This is a genomic window from Paracoccus lichenicola (assembly GCF_009708075.1).
Taxonomy (GTDB): Bacteria; Pseudomonadota; Alphaproteobacteria; order Rhodobacterales; family Rhodobacteraceae; genus Paracoccus; species Paracoccus lichenicola.
On sequence record NZ_WMBT01000003.1, the window covers coordinates 190,758 to 208,366 of the forward strand.

Genomic DNA, 17,609 nt, shown 5'->3' on the forward strand with positions numbered 1-17,609 from the left:
GGCTTGGCATCCGCGCCAGATGACCGACCGTGACGTGACTCAAGCCGCAGCCCCTGCCCCTGACCACGGGGGCAGCGTTGTCATATCGGTCGATGCCATGGGCGGCGATCGCGGCCCTGCGGCGGTTGTCGCGGGCATGGCCGAAAGCGCGGCCAAGAACCCCCAGATCCGGTTCATCGTGCATGGCGACGAGGCAGAGCTTCGCCGCCTTGTCGGCCGCAGGAAGGCGCTTGCCGGACGCTGCGACATCCGCCACGCAGGCGGTGTCGTCACCATGGACGACAAGCCCAGCCAGATCGTGCGCAAGGGCGACGGCACCTCGATGTGGTCGGCCCTCGAATCGGTCAAGACGGGCGAGGCCGGGGCCGCCGTCAGCTGCGGCAACACCGGGGCGCTGATGGCGCTGTCGATGCTGCGCCTGCGCAGGCTGCCGGGCGTGAACCGCCCCGCCATCGCCTGCTTGTGGCCGTCGCTGAACCCGCAGGGCTTCAACATCATGCTGGACGTGGGCGCCGACATCCGCGCCGATGCGCATGACCTGCTGCAATATGCGCTGATGGGCGCCTCCTACGGGCGCAACGGCCTGGGGCTGACCCGGCCCCGCGTCGGGTTGCTGAACGTGGGAACCGAGGAACACAAGGGCCGGGCCGAACTGAAGCAGGCCCAGGACATGCTGGCGGCCGCCGCCGATGCGGGCCAGTTCGAGTATGTGGGCTTTGTCGAAGGCGGCGACCTGCCCTCGGCGCGCGTGGATGTGATCGTGACGGACGGTTTCACCGGCAACATCGCCTTGAAGACCGGCGAGGGCACGGCCAAGCTGGTCGGCACCCTGCTGAAGGACGCCTTCGCGAATTCCATCATGTCCAAGTTTGCCGCCGTGCTGGCGATGACCTCACTCAAGCGCCTGCAGACGCGGATCGACCCGCGCCGCGTGAACGGCGGGATTTTCCTGGGCCTGAACGGCACGGTGATCAAGTCGCATGGCTCGGCCGACGCGACGGGCGTGTCGGCGGCGATCAAGCTGGCCTTCACGCTGGCGAAATCGGGCTTCCAGGACCGGCTGGCCGCGCGCGTGGCCCAGGCCGCCGCCAGCGCCCCGGGCGCCGAGGCCGCATCGTGACGCTGCGTTCGGTGGTGCGCGGCACCGGCCATTACCTGCCCGACCGCGTGGTCCCGAACAGCTGGTTCGAGGAGCGGCTGGACACCACCGACGACTGGATCCGGTCCCGCACCGGGATCGAGCGGCGGCATTTCGCGGCCGAAGGACAGGCCACCAGCGACATGGGCCTGCGCGCCGCGCGGGCGGCGCTGGACAAGGCGGGGCTGCGGCCCGACGACATCGACGGGATCGTGCTCGCGACCTCGACCCCCGACCATACCTTTCCCGCCTCGGCCACGATGATCCAGTATGGGTTGGGGATGACCCATGGCTTTGCCTATGACGTGCAGGCCGTCTGCGCGGGCTTCGTCTTCGCCCTGGCCAATGCGGACGCGATGATTCGCGCCGGCATGGCCAGGCGCGTCCTGGTCATCGGGTCCGAGACCTTCTCGCGCATCATGGACTGGACGGACCGCGGCACCTGCGTGCTGTTCGGCGACGGGGCCGGGGCGGTCGTTCTGGAAGGCCAGGACGGCGCCGGGACCAGCGACGACCGGGGGATCCTGGCCAGCGACCTCAACAGCGACGGCCAGTATCGCGAACTGCTGTATGTCGATGGCGGCGTGTCCACCACCGGCACGGCGGGGCAGTTGCGGATGCAGGGCAACCTTGTCTTCCGCCACGCCGTCGAAAAGCTGGCCAAGACCGCGCATGTCGCGCTGGACAAGGCCGGGCTGACCCCCGCGCAGGTGGACTGGCTGGTCCCCCACCAGGCCAACGCCCGCATCATCACGGCGACGGCGCAAAAGATGGGCCTGCCCATGGACAAGGTGATCCTGACGGTGGCCGATCACGGCAACACCTCGGCGGCTTCGATCCCGCTGGCCCTGTCGGTCGCCGACAGCCAGGGCCGCTTCGCCCCCGGCGACGTGATCCTGACCGAGGCGATCGGCGGCGGTCTCAGCTGGGGTTCCGTGGTCCTGCGCTGGTAGGCCCTATTTCAACTGAGAATCCTTGCTGCCGCGCCGGTTGATGCCCGCCGCCGGGCGATAAGCCCGGTCGCGGTCAGCCTGACACCCCACGCACAGTTGCACCCCCGGCAGGGCCTTGCGCCGCGCTTCGGGGATGGGTTCGTCGCAGTCGATGCAGGTCAGCGCGCTTTCCCGGACCGCCCTGGCCTGTCCGGCGCGCAGGCGGGCGCGGGCCACGGCCTCGGCCGTGCTGATCTCGATCTGGTCGTTCACCGCGTCGTCGCGCGCCCATCCTCCGGCCATTTTCCTCTCCCTCGGTTCAGCGGAAAGATAGGACCCGGGACGCCTTTTGCAACGCCCGCCCCTTTCCCGCCGGAACGAAAAGGCGCGCTTCTCGTTGACAGGCGGAAGAATTGCCACCATCCTTGTGAAATCAAAGGGGAAAAGTCATGAGTGACAAGACGCTGACTCGGATGGATCTCGCAGAGGCCGTTTTTCGGGATGTCGGCCTGTCACGCCACGAATCCGCCCAGCTGGTGGAATCGGTGCTTGAACATATCTCGAACGCGCTGGTCAGGGGCGAGCAGGTGAAGATCTCCTCCTTCGGCACCTTCAGCCTGCGCGACAAGAACGAACGCATCGGCCGCAACCCCAAGACGGGCGAGGAAGTGCCCATCACTCCGCGCCGCGTGCTGTCCTTCCGCCCCTCGCATCTGATGAAGGACCGCGTGGCGGCCGGGAACAAGGGCTGAGGGGCGGTTCGGACTGAATGACGAAAGGCGCAGACGCATTCCGGTCGATTGGCGAGGTCGCAAGGCTTCTGGGCGTGGCACCCCATGTCCTGCGCTATTGGGAAACCCAGTTTCCGCTGCTGAAACCGATGAAGCGCCCCGACGGGCGGCGCTATTACCGCCCCGAGGACGTGCGTCTGGCCGCGGGCCTTTGCACCGTCCTGCGCGACGAGGGGCTGACGATCCGGGGCGCAAAGAAGCTGCTGGCCCGCGACCGCGGCGCCACCGTGCGCGAACGCGGGCTGGAACGGCTGGCCGGCCTTGCCGACATCGACGAGGCCGCCGAACCCCTGCCCGAGATCGACAGCCTCGAGGACGAGGCCGACGTGATGCCCCATGGCCCAAGGTCGCGCCACCGCCGCCGCAGGACGCTGCCGGACAAGGTGCCGCTGTCGGGATGGCTGGCCGATGTGGTCGCCATGAACGCCCGGCTGCGCGATCTGCGGCCCACGGATGCCGCCGCGCCCCGGCAGCAAGAGACGCTGGCACGACTGCGCGACGCCCTGGCGCGGATTTGCTGACATTCCCGGCGGACAAGGCGCAGATTTCCGCATTGCGGCCCTTGTGCAGCGCCGCCGGATCGCTCTATACGGTGCGCGTCGGGCCGTGGCGCAGTCTGGTTAGCGCGTCCGTCTGGGGGGCGGAAGGCCGAGAGTTCGAATCTCTCCGGCCCGACCATTCCGAAAACGCCCATCCCCTTGCGGGGGTGGGCGTTTTCGCATCACAAGGACCGGCATGAACGGCGTTCTTCCCGACAGCGGCATCCGCGACCTGATCCGGACCGGCGCGATTTCCGCCGATCCCGCGATCATCCCCGAACAGATCCAGCCCGCCAGCCTGGACCTGCGGCTTGGGACCGTCGCCTATCGGTTGCGCGCCAGCTTCCTGGCAGGGCGCGGGCAACGGGTGATGGACCGGCTGGCCGACGTGCAGATGCATCAGATGGATTTGACCGGCGGGGCGGTGCTGGAGCGCGGCTGCGTGTATCTGGTCCCCCTGATGGAACGGCTGTCCCTGCACGCCGGGCTGACGGCGGTGGCGAACGCCAAGTCCTCGACCGGCAGGCTGGATCTGCTGACGCGCCTTGTGGCCGACGGCGGGACCGAATTCGACCGCCTGCCCGAGGGCTATGACGGTCCATTGTATGCCGAGATCTGCCCGCGCAGCTTTTCAGTCCTGGTGCGCCCCGGAATGCGGCTGAACCAGTTGCGGCTGCGGCAGGGCCAGGCGGTGCTGTCGGACGGGGAACTGCGCGACCTGAACGCCCGCGAACCGCTGGTGGGCGGCGAGGCGCTGATCGACAACGGCCTTGGCTTCTCGGTCGATCTGAAACCGGCGGGCGGCGATCTGGTCGGCTATCGCGCCCGGCCCCACAGCGGGGTGATCGACCTGGACCGGATCGGCGCCTATGACGCGCGCGATTTCTGGGACGAGTTGCGCACGACCGAAGGCCGCCTGATCCTGGACCCGGGCGCGTTCTACATCCTCGTCAGCCGCGAATCGGTGGCGATTCCGGCGGACTATGCGGCGGAAATGGCCCCTTATCTGGCGATGGTGGGCGAATTCCGCGTCCATTACGCGGGCTTCTTCGATCCGGGCTTCGGCATCGGCACCGCAGGCACCGGCGCGCGCGGCGTGCTGGAGGTCCGCTGCCACGAGGCGCCCTTTGTCCTGGAACACGGCCAGGTCGTGGGCCGCCTGGTTTATGAACGCATGGCCGCGCGCCCCGACCAGCTTTACGGCGCGGGCATCAAGTCGAACTACCAGGGGCAGGGCCTGAAGCTCGCCAAGCAATTCCGCTAGGCTCTTTCATCTTTGCCCAAATATCCTCGGGGCTTCGAAGCGCCCGGAAAAAGGTCCAGTGGACCTTTTTCAGCGAAGAAGGGGCCGGCAGGCCCGAGCGGGGGTGTGAAACACCCGGCCTTGGGGCGCTACAACGGCCCCGTCCGCCACAGCCGGACCTTCAGCCCGCCATGGGCAACGACCGGTCCCGACTCCAGCGGCAGCCCGGTCGCCTTCGCCAAGGCACCCTCGCTGGTCACGATCCCCACGCGCCAGCCCCCCAGACGTTCCTTGAACACCGCCCCCATGGCCGCGTGCAGCCCGAACAGCGGCCCCTTGTTGCCGATCCGCGCGCCATAAGGCGGGTTCACGATAACGATGCCGGGCGGCCCGTCGGGGCGCGCAAGATCGCCGATGGCGCGGCAGTCGAAGCGGGTCAGCGCCGCCACCCCTGCCCGTTCGGCATTCGCCTGGCTCATGCGGATGGCGCCCGCGTCGCGGTCGCTGCCGAAGAACTGGGCGGGCGCGGGGCGCGGCGTGGCAGCCGCGCGCATGGCCTCCCAGGCGGCAGCATCGAAGCCGGCAAGCTGCTGGAACCCGAAGCCGCGGCTGCGGCCCGGCGCCAGGTCCGCGGCGATCTCGGCGGCCTCGATCACGAAGGTGCCCGACCCGCACATCGGATCCAGCACCGGCTGGCTGCCGTCAAATCCCATTTCGCGCAGGAACATCGCGGCCATCGTCTCGCGCATGGGGGCCTTGGCGACGGCTTCCTTGTGGCCGCGCTTGTGCAGCGATTCGCCCGTCGTATCCAGGCTGAGGGTGACCAAGTCATCCTCGATCCGCACCTTGACCACCAGGGCGGCATCGGGGGCAACCGGCGCGCCCAGTTCCTCGGCAATGGCGCGCTCGATCCGCTGGGTTGCCGCGCCCGCGTGATAGATGCGGCTGGCCTTGCAGGTGGTTTCCACCCGCACCGGCACGTCCCGCCGCAGGACTGTAGCCCAGGGAAACTTGCGCGCCCGCTTGTCCAGTTGCGCCAGGTGCAGCGCGCGGAACTGCCCCACGCGCGCAAGCACCCGCGTGGCCCCGCGCAGCCACAGGTTCGCGCGCCACACGTCCGGCCAGCCGCCGGTGATGGTCACGCCGCCGGGCTGCACGACCGGCTGCCAGCCCAAGGCCGCTGCCTCGGCGGCCAGGGGTGCTTCCAGCCCCGGCGTCGCCACCAGGAAAATCTCGAATCTCTCATCCATCGCGCAGCCCTATCGCGGGCGCGCGGCAAAGGCGAGCGGTCAGCGCCCGATGCGGCGGGTCAGCCGGGCGGCCTGGCGGGCGCGCTTGACCGCCATGCGCATGTCCTTTGCCTGCTTGGCCGAAACCTGGGCGGGCTTGCCGCCGCTTTTCGCGACCCGGTCGATGCCCTTGTTGATGCCCCAGTTCATGGCGCGGCGGGAAACCATGCGGGTCAGGGTGTTGATGATGGAATTGAGGCTCATGGGATCAATCGTCCTTGAAGAAATCGGTTGCGGATGCAGTCGCCGGCATATCGTCATCCTCGCCCCCCAAGGCAAGGGGAACGCGCAAGCCTTCGGCCGGCGGACGCGCTTCCAGCAGGCCCGCCGCGCGCAACTCGGCCAGTCCCGGCAGGTCGCGGGCGGATTCCAGGCCGAAATGATCCAGGAAGGTTTCCGTCACCACGAAGGTCGCGGGCCGCCCGGGGGTCATCCGGCGGCGACCGATGCGGACCCAGTCCATCTCGATCAGCTGGTCCAGCGTGCCGCGCGACACGGCCACGCCCCGGATCTCCTCGATCTCGGTCCGGGTGACGGGCTGGTGATAGGCGATGATGGCCAGCGTCTCGATGGCCGCGCGCGACAGGCGGCGCTGTTCCACCGTTTCCGCCTGCATCAGGAAGGACAGATCCGGCGCCGTGCGAAAGGCGTAACCGTCGCCGATCCGTTCCAGCACCACGCCCCGCCCGGCATAGGCGCGCCGCAAGCCCGCCAGCGCCTCGGCCGGGTCGCAGCCCGGGGGCAGGCGGTCGGCCAGGTCGCGCGCGGTCAGCGGCCTGCCCGATGCGAACAGGATCGCCTCGACCATCCGCTCCTGCTCGGCCAGGGACGGGGGAAGGTCGGGCGCGATGGTCTGGGGGGCTTGATCGGTCACGGCTGGTCGAGTGTCGGGGGTTTGCGGCGAAAGCTGATGGGCGCGAAGGCGCCTGGTTGCCGTATCTCGATCCGGCCCTGGCGCGCAAGCTCCAGCGAGGCGGCGAAGGTCGCCGCCGTGGCCGAGCGGCGGCGCGCGCCCCTGGCGTCCCAGCCTTCGGGCAGGAAATCGGACAGATCCGTCCAGTCGCCGACATAGCCGATCATGCCGCGCAGGCGGTCCAGCGCCTGCTCCATCGTGAAGACATCGCGCCGGTCGAAGGCATAGGGGCGGAACTCGCCGCGCGTCTTCAGCCGGGCATAGGCGCGCATCAGGTCGATCAGCCCCGCCTGCCATTCCGTGCGCCGCGTCCGGGCCACGGCTTCGGGCGTGCCGCGCGCAAACCGGCTGATCCCCAGCCGGTCGCGCCCCATCAGCTGCGCCGCTGCCTGCCGCATGGCCTCCAGCCGCTCCAGCTGGAAGGCCAGGTGGGCGGCCATGTCCGCGGCCGTGGGGCCTTCGACGGTGGGATCGGGGGGCAGCAGCAGGCGGGATTTCAGGAAGGCCAGCCAGGCCGCCATGACCAGGTAATCGGCGGCCAGTTCGATCCGCAGCGCGCGGGCCTGTTCGACAAAGGCCAGGTATTGCTCGGCCAGATGCAGGACCGAGATCTTCATCAGATCGACCTTCTGCACCCGCGCCAGCGTCAGCAGCAGATCGAGCGGGCCTTCATAGCCATCCACATCGACGATCAGCGCCTCGTCCGCGCGGCGCTGCGCGACGGTCTCGGCGTCGGGAACGGCGCGCAGGTGGGGGATGGGGGATGCGGGGCGGGTCACGGGAGTCCTTGGGTAGCGGACCGGCAGAGTCGGCCCTGCCCCGGGCGGAGTCAAGCGGGCGGCGTCGCAGGGGGCGTTCCGCCCCCGTCCCTGCGGGACTCCCCCTGAGGATATTTTCGTGAAGAAGAAGCGTCAGGCGATGGCGGTCGTCAGGCTGCGCCATTCGGCCATCAGCGCGCGCGGGTCCAGATCCTGCTGGGCGCGGCGTTGCGCCAGGGCGGCGGCGGCGCGGCGTTGCGCATCAGGGGTCATGGGACCAGCGGCGGCGACCACCGGCTCCATGTCCGCGATGGTGCCGTTGCAATGCAGCACCAGGTCGCAGCCCGCGGCGATGGAAGCCGCCGCGCGTTCGGGTTCGGTCCCGGACAGCGCATTCATGGTGATGTCGTCGGTCATCAAGAGCCCGTCGAAGCCGATGCGGTCTCGGATCAGCCCGATCATCCGGGGCGATGCCGTGGCGGGCGCGTCGTCCAGCGCGGTGAAGCGGATGTGCGCGGTCATGCCCATCGGCAGGTTACGCAGGGCGCGGAACGGGGCGAAGTCCATGGTGTCCAGATCGGCTTCCGGGGCCATGACGGTGGGCAGGCCGTGGTGGCTGTCGGCAATGGCGCGGCCATGGCCCGGCATGTGCTTCATCACCGGCAGGACGCCCGCGGCCAGCATCCCGTCGGCGGCGGCCCGGCCCAGCGTGGCGACGGTTTCGGGATCGGACCCAAGGCAGCGGTTGCGCAGGAAGGGATGCGTGTCGGCTTGCGCCACGTCCAGCGTGGGGGCGCAGTTGCTGTCGATCCCCACCGCGCGCAGTTCCCGCCCGATCAGGTGATAGCGCAGCCACATGGCGCGCGGCCCGGCGGCAGCCTGGTCCAGCGGCGCGGGCCAGTTGGTCCAGTGAGGGCCGCGCAACCGCTGCACGCGGCCGCCTTCCTGATCGACGGTGATGACGGCATCGCGGCCCACCGCGTCGCGCAGGTCGCCGGTCAGGCGGCGCAGCTGGTCGGGGTTGTCCACATTGCGACCGAACAGGATGAAGCCCCAAGGGTCGGCCGCGCGGAAGAAGTCCCGCTCGGCCGCCGTCAGCGTGGTCCCGGCGATGCCGCCTAGGATCGTGGTGTTCGCGGCCATCAGTTCAGGGCAAGGCAGTCCGTGCCCGCCGATTTCAGCGCGGCGCAGAACTGGCGTGCCTCGGAGAGCGAATCGAAGCCCGCGACGCGCAGCCGCCAGAAGGTGCGGCCGTTCGACTGGTGCTGCTGGATCACCTGCTGCTTGCCGCCAAAGACGACATGCTTGTTCATCAGCCGGTTCCATTCGCTGGCGGCGATGGCGTTGCTGTCGAAGGCGCCAAGCTGGACCTGCGGGCCGCTGGCCTGCGACACGGCAGGGGCCGCTTCAGGGCGGGCATCCGGGGTTTCCGCCGGGCGGCTTTCGGCGGCCACGGGGCGGGCATCGGTGGCGGTGGTCCCGGCAGAGGCCACGCGGGTGCTGCGCGGGCGCGGCGTGGGCCGGGTGGATGCGGTCAGCACGCCCGGATTGGCCTCGGCCTGGGCCTGGACCAGGGCCTCGGCAATGGCGGCGGCTTGGGCGGGGGCGCCGTTCTCGTCGGTCAGCGCCTCGTTCACGGGGCCTTCGCTGGCCGGGGCGTCGATGATGGTGGCGTCCTGCACGGCGCTGTCGGCCAGGGCCAGGCGCTGCGCCTCGGCCTGGGCTGCGGCAAGGGCGCGGGCCTCGCTGTCGGACAGGGGCACGATGGGATCGCCCGCAAAGCTCAGCGGAACCTCGGAGGTGGTGGCAGGTTCGCGGGCGGTGGCGCCCAGCTGGCCCATGGCCACGTCCTCGTCGGACAGGCCCACGGGGGCGGGGGCGATGGCGACCTGCTGGGCCGGCTGATGTTCGACCCCCTCGGCCACGGTGTTGACGGCATAGCCGGTGTAGTTGGTCAGCTCGCCGCCGGGTTCGCTGGGCGCGGTGCGGGCATCGCCCACGATGGCGCGGATCACCGGCACGCCCGACACGTCGCGCGACACCAGTTGCCAGCCCCAGACCATCAGCCCGACCATCAGCGCCACGGACGCGACGGCCCCCAGGTAATGGGTCAGCCGCGCGAAGCGGGCCGTCAGGCCCTCGCCGCCCTGCCCGTCGCCGTCAGGGCCGGCCGGGCCGTCCCAGCCACGCTGATCATACGAGAATTCGCGCTTCACCTTGTGACGCGAGAACACATAGCCGCCTTCGCGGTAATCCATCACTGCCATAGCCTGCCTGCCTGCCGGTTGATCCGACCTGAACTTTGACTGCCCGTTCCAACCGGCAGGGGCGCCTTGTGATGTCAGCGCATTTCCTTGGCCGGTGTGACACCAAGGATAGCAAGACCACTTGAAATAACAACGCCAACTGCACGCACCAGCGCGATTTTTGCTTGCGAGGTGGCCGGATCGCCTTCCTGCACGAAGCGCAACGACGCGTCGTCATTGCCGCGATTCCACAACGAATGCAGGTCGGATGCGATGTCATACAGGAAAAACGCCACCCGGTGCGGCTCGTGGGCGCGGGCCGCATGTTCGACAAGCCGAGGCCATTCCGCAACTTTCCGCGCCAGATCCAGTTCCGCCGGATGCGATAATTTCGTCAGATCCGCCGCGGCCAAGGCCGAATCACCCACGTCGATCCCTGATTCGCCCGCCCGGCGCAGCACCGAATGGACCCGCGCGCTGGCATACTGGACATACCACACGGGGTTGTCCTTGGACTGTTCCAGCACGCGCGCGAAATCGAAATCCAGCGCGGCGTCGTTCTTGCGCGTCAGCATGATGAAGCGGGTGACATCCGCGCCCGCTTCCTCGACCACGTCGCGCAGGGTGACGAAGGTGCCCGCGCGTTTCGACATCTTGAACGGCTCGCCGTTCTTGAACAGCTTCACCAGCTGGATCAGCTTGATGTCCAGCGGCACGCGCCCGTTCGACAGGGCCGCCACCGCCGCCTGCATCCGCTTGACATAGCCGCCGTGATCCGCGCCGAACACGTCGATCAGCGCATCGAAGCCCCGGTCGATCTTGTCGAAATGATAGGCGATGTCGGGCGCGAAATAGGTCCAGGCGCCGTCGGATTTCTGGATCGGCCGGTCCACGTCGTCGCCATGCGCGGTGGACCGGAACAGCAACTGCTCGCGTTCTTCCCAGTCCTCGGGCAGCTTGCCCTTGGGCGGTTCCAGCACGCCGCGATAGATCAGGTCCATGGACCGCAGCCGCTCGATCGCGGCCTCGATCTGGCCGGTGCCGTAAAGCGCCTTTTCGCTGGAATAGACATCCATGCGCACGCCAAGGGCCGCCAGGTCGCCCCGGATCATCTCCATCATCGCTTCGGTGGCGAAATCGCGCACATCAGCAAGCCAGTCGCCTTCGGGACGCTCCAGCAGGCTGGTGCCGTATTTCGCCTTCAGCGCCTCGCCCACGGGGATCAGGTAATCGCCGGGATAAAGCCCTTCGCGGATTTCCGGCTCCAGCCCGTTGGCCTCGCGGTAACGCTCATAGGCAGACCGCGCCAGCACATCGACCTGCGCGCCGCCGTCGTTGATGTAGTATTCGCGCGTCACCTCGTGGCCCGAGAACGCCAGCAGGTTCGCCAGCGCGTCGCCGAAGACCGCGCCGCGCACATGGCCCACATGCATCGGCCCCGTGGGATTGGCGCTGACGAATTCCACGTTGACCCTTTGGCCCGCACCGATGGCGGATCGTCCGAACTCCGCGCCCTCGCGCAGGGCGGTCGCCACGACGCCCTGCCAGACGGCGGGGGACAGGCGCAGGTTCAGGAAGCCCGGCCCCGCGACCTCGGCCGCCGCGATGCGGGGGTCGGTCAGGCGCGCGGCCAGCCTGTCGGCGATCTCTCGCGGCTTCACGCCCGCCGGCTTGGCCAGCACCATCGCGGCGTTGGTGGCCATGTCGCCATGGGCGGGATCGCGCGGCGGTTCCACCGCGACATTGGCGAAATCAAGCCCCTGCGGCAGTTCGCCCGCCTGCGTCATCTGGTCCAGCGCGGCCAGCACGACGCCGCGCAGATCGGTGAATAGGTTCATCATCGCTTTCCTGACTGTCGCCCGCCGGTTATCGCCTGGAACGGGGCCTGGTCAACCGAAAGCCCCCGAAGCGGGTCTTTTACGCAAGGTTTGCGGGCGAAAACATTGACGTGGCGGCCCACTTGGTCTAAATCGCTGCATGGTCCGCATCCGGCGGGCCGACTGAAGGGGCGTGCGAGTCTGCGTCCCATTGCAGGCCGCAGCAGCCATCCGGGCCACGCGGCAGTGGAACGCCTTGCACCGGACCACCGGCGCGCAAGCCTTGGAAAGCCCCTGAATGACGAAGTTCTCCGATCTGAAGCTCGATCCCAAAGTGTTGCAGGCCATCGCCGAGGCCGGGTACGAGGTGCCGACGCCGATCCAGGCGGGCGCCATCCCGCCCGCGCTGGAAGGCCGCGACGTGCTGGGAATCGCGCAGACCGGCACCGGCAAGACCGCCAGCTTCGTGCTGCCGATGATCACCATGCTGGGCCGTGGCCGGGCGCGGGCGCGGATGCCGCGGTCGCTGGTGCTGTGCCCGACCCGCGAACTGGCCGCCCAGGTGGCCGAGAATTTCGACACCTATGCGAAACACACTCGCCTGACCAAGGCGCTGCTGATCGGCGGCGTGTCGTTCGGCGAACAGGACAAGCTGATCGACCGGGGCGTGGACGTGCTGATCGCCACGCCGGGCCGGCTGCTGGATCACTTTGAACGCGGCAAGCTGTTGCTGACCGGCGTGCAGATCATGGTCGTGGACGAGGCCGACCGGATGCTCGACATGGGCTTCATCCCCGATATCGAACGCATCTTCCAGCTGACCCCCTTCACCCGCCAGACCCTGTTCTTCAGCGCCACCATGGCGCCGGAGATCGAGCGGATCACCGACACCTTCCTGCACGCCCCCGAACGGATCGAGGTCGCCCGCCAGGCCACCGCCAGCGAGACGATCACCCAGAAGCTGGTCCAGTTCACGCCCTCGCGCCGCGATCTGGCCGCCAAGCAGAAGCGCGACCTGCTGCGCGCCCTGATCGACGCCGAAGGTCCGGAAACCGAGACCGGCGGGCTGAAGAACGCCATCATCTTCTGCAACCGCAAGACCGACGTGGACATCGTCGCCAAGTCGCTGGCCAAGTACGGCTATGACGCGGCCCCAATCCATGGCGACCTGGACCAAAGCCACCGCACCCGGACTCTGGACAGCTTCCGCGGCGGCACGCTGAAGTTCCTGGTCGCGTCCGACGTGGCGGCGCGGGGCCTGGACATTCCGGCGGTCAGCCACGTGTTCAACTTCGACCTGCCGTCGCACGCCGAGGATTACGTGCATCGCATCGGCCGCACCGGCCGCGCGGGCCGTCTGGGCAGCGCCTTCAGCATCGCCACGCCGTCCGATGACAAATATCTGGCCGCCATCGAAAACCTCGTGAAACAGACCCTGCCCCGCGCCCCCTTGCCCGAAGGCTTTACCTTGTCCGAAACCGACCGCCCCGCAGGCCGCGACGACCGCCGCCCCGCCCGTGACAAGACCCGTGGCCGCGACAAGCCGCGGGGCCGGGACGAAACCCGGACCCGGGACGAAGACCGGCGCGAACCGCGCGAAGAGCGCGCGCCCGAACCCGTGGCGCGCGAGGAAGCCCGCCGCGAACCGGTCCGCGAGGAACGCCGCGAAGACCGGCGCGAGGATCGCAACGCCGACCGCCGGGAGGACCGCCGCGATCAGGGGCGCGAACGCCGGGGACGGCGCGACGAACATCGCGGTCCTGCCGTGACGGGCATGGGCGATCACGTCCCGGAGTTCATGCTGGTGGAACTGCGCCGCGCGCTGGCCTCGACCTCCCAGGATAGCGACGACAAGCCGCGGGCCGCAGAGCCTGCCCAGCCTGTCGCCGCCGAGGCGCCCACCGACAAGCCGCGCCGCAGCCGCAACCGCCGCAAGAAGCCCGAGGCGGTGACGGAAACCGCTGCGGTCGTGGACACGCCGGTCGAGGTCGTCGAGGCGGCGCAGGACGCCCCCGCGCCCGACATGCCGGCCAGCGAGCCGGTGGCGGAACAGGCGCCCGAGGCACCCGTGACGGAAGCCCTCGCCGCCGATCCGGTGGCCGAGGACGCGCCCAAGCCCAAGCGCACCCGCCGCAAGAAAACCGAGGCCGAGGCGGCCGAGACCCCCGCCGAGCCTGCGGAAAAACCCAAGCGGACCCGCCGCAAGAAGACCGAGGAACCCGCCGAGGCTGCAGTCGCGGCCGAGGAGGCCCCCAAGCCCAAGCGCACCCGCCGCAAGAAGGTGGACGAGGCGCCGGCCGCTGCCGAGCCTCAGCCCAACGCCGACGCGGAGGCCTGATCGCTTCCCATGCGCGTCCTGACGGGACGGCCGCCGCTGCGGCAGCTTGGGCTTGACCTGGCGCTTGGCCTGGTCGCGGCCCTTGGCCTGCCGCCCTTCGGCCTCTGGATCGCCACGCCCCTGGCACTGGCGCTGCTGATCCACCGCGCCGCGCGGGGCGGGGCCTTCTGGCACCTGCTGGCCGGGGGCCTGGGCTGGTTCGGCCTGTCGATGAACTGGATCACCGAGCCGTTCCTGGTCGAACCCGAAATCTACGGCTGGATGGCCCCCTTCGCGCTGGTCCTGCTGGCGCTTGGCGGGGCGCTGTTCTGGGCCATCCCGGCAGGACTGGCCGCGCGGCTTGCGACCGATGCCCCCCGCCGCGCCTTGGCCATCGCGGCCGCGCTGGTCCTGTCGGACTGGCTGCGCGGCTGGATCTTCACCGGCTTGCCCTGGTCGCTCATCGGCCATGCCTGGATCGACACGCCCTTGGCGCAAACCGCCGCCTGGACGGGGGCGATCGGGTTGAGCCTGGTCACGCTGGCCTTGGCCGTGCTTCCCTCGTTGCTGCGCCCCCTGCCCGCCGCCGTTGTCGCGCTGGCGCTGACCGGGGGGCTTTGGGCTGCCGGACTGGCGCGCCTGGCGCAGCCCTTGCCGCCCGACACGCGGACGGTCGTGCGCATCGTCCAGCCCAATGCCGAACAGCACCTGAAATGGGATCCCGAATGGGCGGCGGTCTTCTTCCAGCGCCTGCTGGATCTGTCAGCGGCGCCCGGTCCCCGCGATCTGGTCGTCTGGCCGGAAACGGCGGTGAACTTCCTGCTGGAGGATGCAGGCCCGGTCCTGCCCACTATCGCGCAGGCGGCAGGCGCACCGCTGGTCATGGGCATCCAGCGCCGGGACGGCAGCCAGTTCTACAACAGCCTGGTCACGCTGAACCCCGACGCCACGGTCGGCGCCCCCTATGACAAGTTCCACCTGGTTCCCTTCGGCGAATACATCCCCTGGGGCGACGCGCTGGCGCGGATCGGCATCACCGCCTTTGCCGCGCAGCAGGGCAACGGCTATTCCGCAGGTCCCGGTCCGGCGGTCATGTCCGCGCCGGGGGTGCCCGACTTCCAGCCGCTGATCTGCTACGAGGCGATCTTTCCCCGGCACCTGCACGGCCTGGACCGGCGCCCCGGATGGCTGCTGCAGGCCACGAACGACGCCTGGTTCGGACAATTCTCCGGCCCTTACCAGCATCTGGCCCAGGCCCGCCTGCGCGCCATCGAATCGGGCCTGCCGCTGATCCGCGCGGCAAACACCGGCATCAGCGCGGTCATCGACCCCCATGGCCGCATCCGGCAATCGCTGGCTCTGGGCGTTCAGGGCAAGATCGACGCCGCCCTGCCCGCCGCCCTGCCGGAAACCCCCTGGATGCGGTGGGGCAGCGCACCCGCCGTGCTGCTGGCAATCCTCGCCCTCGCCGCGACCCTTGTCCGCCGCAAACGCCGCTGACAGGCTTCTTCTTCACTCAAATATCCGCGGGGGAGTCCGAAGGACGGGGGCGGCAGCCCCCTTGCCCGGCTTCAATCCTTGAAGAACCGGCTGTCCTTGATCTGGTCCCAAGCCCAGACGACTTCGGACAGCCGATCCTCGTCCGACCGGTCGCCGCCGTTCATGTCGGGATGCAGGTCTTTCACCAGCGACTTGTACTGCTTGCGAATCTCGGCGCGGGTCCAGCTGTCCTTGGCTTCAAGGATGTCCAGCGCCTTGCGTTCGGTGGGGGGCAGCTTGCGGCTGGCCTTGGCGCGGGCCTCGGGGGCGGTGCCGTTGGCGCCCAGGATCTCCAGCGGGTCGCTGACGCCGTGGCGCGCCCACTTGTCCTCGGCCGCGGCCCGGCCGAAGGGCTTGGTGGGGCGCTCCCAGACGGTGGCGTTGTCGATGAACTGCTGGAATTCCTCCTCGGACTGGCCCTGGAAGTAGTTCCAGTTCGCGTTGTATTCGCGGACATGGTCCTTGCAGAACCAGAAATAGTCGTCGAGATTGCGCGGGTTCTTGGGCGCGCGATACTGGCCCGGCTCGTCGCAGCCCTGCTTGTCGCAGATGCGGGTCGAGGTCTCGAAGGCGCCGGACATGCCGCGACGGCCCTTGTTCTTGCGCTTCTTGTCCTTCGCGGCCGAAATGTCGAAGCCGAACGGGTCGTTACTGCTCATTGGGGGGCACCTTTGCGACTCGGAGGCGGCAGTTTAGGGTTTTTGACGCGACATGAAAGGTCTTGACGGATGATTGCCGATGAAATGCGCGCGCGCCTGGCCGCGCTGAACCCCACCCGGCTCGAGGTGATCGACGAAAGCGAAGGCCATCGCGGGCATGCCGGATACCGCGACGGCGGGCAAACCCATTTCCGCATCCGCATGGCCAGCCCCGATTTCGTGGGCCTGGGGCGCGTCCAGCGGCACCGGCTGGTGCACCGGACCCTGGGCGACATCGTGCCGCGCGTTCATGCCCTGGCGCTGGAATTGTCCGATGCCTGATCCGTTAGCGCCGACAGGCTTGCCGCTGCGGCAGGGTCCGCGTAAGACCCGACCAAGCTGTCGCAACGAGGGATGGACATGACCGCGCCCAAGGATTTCAACGACCGGATGCTTTCGCTGGGCCTGGCCCGCGTCAGCGAGGCGGCTGCCCATGCCTCGGCCCGGCTGATCGGGCGCGGCGACGAAAAGGCCGCCGACCAGGCCGCCGTCAACGCCATGCGCAACCAGTTGAACATGCTGGACATCAAGGGCGTCGTGGTCATCGGCGAGGGCGAGCGGGACGAGGCCCCGATGCTGTACATCGGGGAAGAAGTCGGCACCGGCGAGGGACCCGAGGTGGACATCGCCTTGGACCCCTTGGAAGGCACCACCCTGACCGCCAAGGACATGCCGAACGCGCTGACCGTGATCGCCATGGCGCAGCGCGGCACGCTGCTGCACGCGCCCGACGTGTACATGGAAAAGCTGGCGATCGGGCCGGGCTATCCGACCGACGTGGTCAGCCTGGAGATGACGCCCTCGCAGCGCGTGCGCGCCCTGGCGCAGGCGCGGGGCGTCGAGGACAGCGACATCACCGTCTGCATCCTGGAACGCCCCCGGCACGAGGATCTGGTGGCCGAGGTGCGCTCCACCGGCGCGGCGATCCGGCTGATCACCGACGGCGACGTGGCGGGCGTGATCCACTGCGCCGAGGCCGAACTGACCGGCATCGACATGTACATGGGATCGGGCGGCGCCCCCGAAGGGGTGCTGGCGGCATCCGCGCTCAAATGCATGGGCGGGCAGATGTGGGGCAAGCTGTTGTTCCGCAACGACGACGAACGCGGCCGGGCGCGCAAGGCGGGCATCACCGATCTGGACCGCATCTATGCGCGCGACGAACTGGTGACGGGCGACGTGATCTTTGCCGCGACGGGCGTGACGAACGGCTCCATCGTGGCGGGCGTCAAGCGCGAACCGGGCTATCTGACGACCGAGACGATCCTGATGCGGTCCAAGACCGGCTCGGTGCGGCGGATGATCTATCGCAACCCGATCAAGTAGGGGGGCGCTGCCCCCGCCGCGCGTTCCGCGCGTCTCCCCCGGGATATTTGGATGAAGAAGAAG

At 69.1% G+C, this 17,609-nt stretch carries 17 protein-coding genes, 1 tRNA gene and 1 pseudogene; 10 read left to right on the forward strand and 9 right to left on the reverse strand.

Annotated elements, in window-relative coordinates; all coding sequences use genetic code 11:
• The first annotated feature begins 19 nt into the window (after positions 1–19).
• Both plsX and GIY56_RS07115 read left to right on the forward strand, forming a co-directional pair.
• Positions 20–1,120 (forward strand): phosphate acyltransferase PlsX, encoded by a 1,101-nt coding sequence (gene plsX, locus GIY56_RS07110; protein ID WP_154764126.1) that lies wholly within the window; start codon positions 20–22, stop codon positions 1,118–1,120.
• The gene (locus tag GIY56_RS07115) at positions 1,117–2,091 is read left to right on the forward strand and encodes a beta-ketoacyl-ACP synthase III (RefSeq protein WP_328288471.1); all 975 of its coding nucleotides are present in this window, start codon (positions 1,117–1,119) and stop codon (positions 2,089–2,091) included. The genes plsX and GIY56_RS07115 overlap by 4 nt, the downstream gene beginning before the upstream one ends.
• Positions 2,092–2,094: 3 nt before the next feature.
• On the opposite strand, the gene GIY56_RS07120 is transcribed toward GIY56_RS07115, so the two are convergent.
• Entirely contained in the window at positions 2,095–2,373 is a 279-nt protein-coding gene (locus GIY56_RS07120) for a DksA/TraR family C4-type zinc finger protein (protein ID WP_154764127.1), read from the reverse strand.
• 146 nt (positions 2,374–2,519) lie between these two features.
• On the opposite strand from GIY56_RS07120, the gene ihfA reads away from it, so the two are divergent.
• The 4 genes from ihfA to GIY56_RS07140 all read left to right on the forward strand — a co-directional run bounded on the left by ihfA (position 2,520) and on the right by GIY56_RS07140 (position 4,664).
• Positions 2,520–2,822 (forward strand): integration host factor subunit alpha, encoded by a 303-nt coding sequence (ihfA, locus tag GIY56_RS07125; RefSeq protein WP_103173462.1) that lies wholly within the window; start codon positions 2,520–2,522, stop codon positions 2,820–2,822.
• A gap of 17 nt (positions 2,823–2,839) precedes the next feature.
• Positions 2,840–3,382, forward strand: coding sequence for a MerR family transcriptional regulator (locus GIY56_RS07130; protein WP_154764128.1), 543 nt, complete (start codon positions 2,840–2,842; stop codon positions 3,380–3,382).
• Between the two features lie 79 nt (positions 3,383–3,461).
• Positions 3,462–3,539 (forward strand) — tRNA-Pro (locus GIY56_RS07135).
• A 57-nt stretch (positions 3,540–3,596) separates the two neighbouring features.
• The gene (locus GIY56_RS07140) at positions 3,597–4,664 is read left to right on the forward strand and encodes a 2'-deoxycytidine 5'-triphosphate deaminase (RefSeq protein ID WP_154764129.1); all 1,068 of its coding nucleotides are present in this window, start codon (positions 3,597–3,599) and stop codon (positions 4,662–4,664) included.
• A gap of 128 nt (positions 4,665–4,792) precedes the next feature.
• On the opposite strand, the gene GIY56_RS07145 is transcribed toward GIY56_RS07140, so the two are convergent.
• The 7 genes from GIY56_RS07145 to argS form a co-directional block, all read right to left on the reverse strand.
• The gene (locus GIY56_RS07145) at positions 4,793–5,893 is read right to left on the reverse strand and encodes a THUMP domain-containing class I SAM-dependent RNA methyltransferase (RefSeq protein WP_154764130.1); all 1,101 of its coding nucleotides are present in this window, start codon (positions 5,891–5,893) and stop codon (positions 4,793–4,795) included.
• 39 nt (positions 5,894–5,932) lie between these two features.
• Positions 5,933–6,136: a hypothetical protein gene (locus tag GIY56_RS07150; RefSeq protein WP_154764131.1), complete on the reverse strand. Its 204-nt coding sequence runs from the start codon at positions 6,134–6,136 to the stop codon at positions 5,933–5,935.
• Between the two features lie 4 nt (positions 6,137–6,140).
• Positions 6,141–6,806, reverse strand: coding sequence for an SMC-Scp complex subunit ScpB (gene scpB, locus GIY56_RS07155; protein ID WP_407946957.1), 666 nt, complete (start codon positions 6,804–6,806; stop codon positions 6,141–6,143).
• Positions 6,803–7,624 carry a segregation and condensation protein A gene (locus tag GIY56_RS07160; RefSeq protein WP_328288472.1) on the reverse strand — a complete coding sequence of 274 codons (822 nt, stop codon included), beginning with the start codon at positions 7,622–7,624 and terminating at the stop codon, positions 6,803–6,805. The genes scpB and GIY56_RS07160 overlap by 4 nt, the downstream gene beginning before the upstream one ends.
• Positions 7,625–7,756: 132 nt before the next feature.
• Positions 7,757–8,746, reverse strand: a complete 990-nt coding sequence (nagZ, locus tag GIY56_RS07165) for a beta-N-acetylhexosaminidase (RefSeq protein WP_154764132.1) — start codon at positions 8,744–8,746, stop codon at positions 7,757–7,759.
• Positions 8,746–9,870, reverse strand: a complete 1,125-nt coding sequence (locus GIY56_RS07170; protein ID WP_154764133.1) for an SPOR domain-containing protein — start codon at positions 9,868–9,870, stop codon at positions 8,746–8,748. The genes nagZ and GIY56_RS07170 overlap by 1 nt, the downstream gene beginning before the upstream one ends.
• 74 nt (positions 9,871–9,944) lie before the next feature.
• Positions 9,945–11,687, reverse strand: coding sequence for an arginine--tRNA ligase (gene argS / locus GIY56_RS07175; protein WP_154764134.1), 1,743 nt, complete (start codon positions 11,685–11,687; stop codon positions 9,945–9,947).
• Between the two features lie 277 nt (positions 11,688–11,964).
• Here argS and GIY56_RS07180 point away from each other — a divergent pair.
• A pseudogene (locus tag GIY56_RS07180) lies at positions 11,965–13,536 on the forward strand (DEAD/DEAH box helicase); the annotation flags it as partial.
• 477 nt (positions 13,537–14,013) lie between these two features.
• Complete coding sequence (gene lnt, locus GIY56_RS07185) at positions 14,014–15,483, forward strand: apolipoprotein N-acyltransferase (protein ID WP_154764136.1); 1,470 nt, start codon at positions 14,014–14,016, stop codon at positions 15,481–15,483.
• Positions 15,484–15,554: 71 nt separating this feature from the next.
• Here the strand turns inward: lnt and GIY56_RS07190 are convergent, their stop codons facing one another.
• Entirely contained in the window at positions 15,555–16,181 is a 627-nt protein-coding gene (locus GIY56_RS07190; RefSeq protein WP_154764137.1) for a J domain-containing protein, read from the reverse strand.
• Between the two features lie 69 nt (positions 16,182–16,250).
• Here GIY56_RS07190 and GIY56_RS07195 point away from each other — a divergent pair, with 69 nt between their 5' ends.
• A complete protein-coding gene (locus tag GIY56_RS07195; RefSeq protein WP_154764138.1) occupies positions 16,251–16,502 on the forward strand; it encodes a BolA family protein in 252 nt (83 codons plus the stop codon).
• 78 nt (positions 16,503–16,580) lie between these two features.
• Positions 16,581–17,546, forward strand: coding sequence for a class II fructose-bisphosphatase (gene glpX, locus GIY56_RS07200; protein ID WP_154764139.1), 966 nt, complete (start codon positions 16,581–16,583; stop codon positions 17,544–17,546).
• Positions 17,547–17,609 lie beyond the last annotated feature (63 nt).

What these genes read in the sequence shown, in the direction of transcription:
- ihfA (WP_103173462.1), top strand. Translation starts at nt 2,520, where the DNA reads ATGAGTGACAAGACGCTGACTCGGATGGATCTCGCAGAGGCCGTTTTT.
- argS (WP_154764134.1), bottom strand. Translation starts at nt 11,687, where the DNA reads ATGAACCTATTCACCGATCTGCGCGGCGTCGTGCTGGCCGCGCTGGAC.
- GIY56_RS07140 (WP_154764129.1), top strand. Translation starts at nt 3,597, where the DNA reads ATGAACGGCGTTCTTCCCGACAGCGGCATCCGCGACCTGATCCGGACC.
- nagZ (WP_154764132.1), bottom strand. Translation starts at nt 8,746, where the DNA reads ATGGCCGCGAACACCACGATCCTAGGCGGCATCGCCGGGACCACGCTG.
- GIY56_RS07150 (WP_154764131.1), bottom strand. Translation starts at nt 6,136, where the DNA reads ATGAGCCTCAATTCCATCATCAACACCCTGACCCGCATGGTTTCCCGC.
- GIY56_RS07170 (WP_154764133.1), bottom strand. Translation starts at nt 9,870, where the DNA reads ATGGCAGTGATGGATTACCGCGAAGGCGGCTATGTGTTCTCGCGTCAC.
- plsX (WP_154764126.1), top strand. Translation starts at nt 20, where the DNA reads ATGACCGACCGTGACGTGACTCAAGCCGCAGCCCCTGCCCCTGACCAC.
- lnt (WP_154764136.1), top strand. Translation starts at nt 14,014, where the DNA reads ATGCGCGTCCTGACGGGACGGCCGCCGCTGCGGCAGCTTGGGCTTGAC.
- GIY56_RS07130 (WP_154764128.1), top strand. Translation starts at nt 2,840, where the DNA reads ATGACGAAAGGCGCAGACGCATTCCGGTCGATTGGCGAGGTCGCAAGG.
- GIY56_RS07190 (WP_154764137.1), bottom strand. Translation starts at nt 16,181, where the DNA reads ATGAGCAGTAACGACCCGTTCGGCTTCGACATTTCGGCCGCGAAGGAC.
- GIY56_RS07195 (WP_154764138.1), top strand. Translation starts at nt 16,251, where the DNA reads ATGATTGCCGATGAAATGCGCGCGCGCCTGGCCGCGCTGAACCCCACC.
- GIY56_RS07145 (WP_154764130.1), bottom strand. Translation starts at nt 5,893, where the DNA reads ATGGATGAGAGATTCGAGATTTTCCTGGTGGCGACGCCGGGGCTGGAA.
- GIY56_RS07120 (WP_154764127.1), bottom strand. Translation starts at nt 2,373, where the DNA reads ATGGCCGGAGGATGGGCGCGCGACGACGCGGTGAACGACCAGATCGAG.
- glpX (WP_154764139.1), top strand. Translation starts at nt 16,581, where the DNA reads ATGACCGCGCCCAAGGATTTCAACGACCGGATGCTTTCGCTGGGCCTG.